The organism is Staphylococcus lugdunensis, from assembly GCF_002901705.1.
Taxonomy (GTDB): domain Bacteria; phylum Bacillota; class Bacilli; order Staphylococcales; family Staphylococcaceae; genus Staphylococcus; species Staphylococcus lugdunensis.
Window position 1 is genome coordinate 2,278 of record NZ_PPPV01000005.1, and the last position, 1,984, is coordinate 4,261.

Sequence of the window (1,984 nt, forward strand, 5' to 3'; positions counted from 1 at the left end):
AGTAGATGATCAGCGTTGGGAAACAGCTGCAAAAGATGATGATGTGACCCAAATGCAAAATGGAATTATTATTAATCAAGTAGCAGAAAATACGTTACAAGCTGCTAGTTCCGTTCCAACAAGGGCATTGACAAGTAATGAGTTACAACCAGCATATTCGTATATTCATACTAAGGATGCATTTAAACACACTTTAACAGATGTTGATGTAAGAAATACAAATTCAGGTTTAGGAAATGTATTAAACTATAATGAAAAAGCTAATGTCATTGTCAAAGCAGACACTAAAGATTATATGAAATATTTAAGTACGGATCCATTAGATAATAGTTCTGATATTAGCGTTGATAAATTAGATCATATTAATCATGTCTATTTATCATTAAGTGCGCCTGATGACACGGCAATAGGTAATGTGCGTGTATGGACGAATAATGAATTAATACGTACATCAACAGTTTGGAATCCTTCATTATATGAAACTACGCCATCGAATGTTCTAAAAAACCGCCCTGTCTTAAATCCAATTAAAGTGATAAAAAATTATAAAAATAGCGGTAGAACGTTATATATTTATGAAGCACCTGAAGGATATAAGTGGAATCAGTCGGTAAAGAATTCCATTACAGAACGAAGTTCAATCACTCAGAATACGCCAGAAATCACTTTTGATATTTATAATAGAGGTACGTTACCAACGGGAACTTATTCAATTAGATATGCTACGATATGGGATGAAAATTCGGAAATTGTGCGTCCTACTGAAGAACAATCTTTAAGTCATAATAATCTTGAATTATCTGATGTAATTACAGAAGATTTAAGTGGTAATAAAAAGTTTGTCTCAGTTATTGATGTGCCATTTAAAATTGCATTAGCTAAGGAATATGCTTCTACATTAACTATTGGTAAAGATGCGTCGAACAGTTTTGATAAATCTCAGGTTGATGTTAACTTAGGAGAAAGTGTGAATTTACAAACAAATACGGCCAACTTTACTAACAGTGAAGGAATTATTAAAGAAATCATTGTGACCATTCCGAAAGACAATATTAAAACGAATTTAACGGCGTTAATTCCTGACACTGAAAAATATCATGTTGTTTATACAACAGACACGGATGTACGTAATGGTGTGTACAATTCTAATCCAACAGATTTAACAAAAGTTACGGCAGTTAAATATGTTTTTGATGAACCCCTTGTTTTAACAAATGGACAAAGTTTCCAAACAAATATGCGTGTTACTGTGCCAGAGGATGCACCTATTTTAACAAAAGCGCATTCTCAAATCTTTACTAAAGGTTTGGATAATACATGGCTTTCAGGGAATAAAGTTGAGCTTGAAACAGAAGATAACCGTGGAGACTTAGTGGTTAAGTATACTAATGAATCAGGGAATACAATTCAAAATTCACTGACATCAAAAGGTAAAAAGAATACGGAGTATAATGTTAGTGTGCCTCAAATGATTGATAGACTAAATCGACACTATAAATTTGTTAGGGTTGATAATCAACTTGATCCTACAACGGGTCATTATGCTAAAGGTCAAACTAAAATTGTTAATTTAATATACGTAGAAGTATTTGAAGGTAGTGTGATAGCCGACTATAAAACAACGGATGGAGAAGTGTTAAGTCCGCTAGTAACAGTTGTAAATAGTCAAATTGAAGGAACAGAATATACAGCTACACCAGCAACAATTCCAGATCGCGTAACCTTTGAAACAACTGATGACGGTAAAGTTAAAAAGACAATAAGTTATCATTTAATTTCGACACCAGAAAATCAATCTGGAACAGTTGTAGGTAAGCAGACAATAGAAGTTCACTATGTATACGAACCGATTACAACTTATGAACAGATACCGAACGACGCGCCGCAAGAAACGCCAGTTGCGTTAGAAGTAACACGTTACGTGGATAGTGAAGGTAATGAAGTGCAGGAAACGGAAGAGGGCACGCATGACGCACCAGGTATT

The 1,984-nt window shown here is 34.2% G+C and carries 1 protein-coding gene; it reads left to right on the top strand.

The genetic code is table 11. The features are described 5' to 3' along the window. Positions 1-1,984: MucBP domain-containing protein (locus CD041_RS12235; RefSeq protein ID WP_258027187.1), on the top strand; the 1,984-nt coding region annotated here is incomplete at both ends.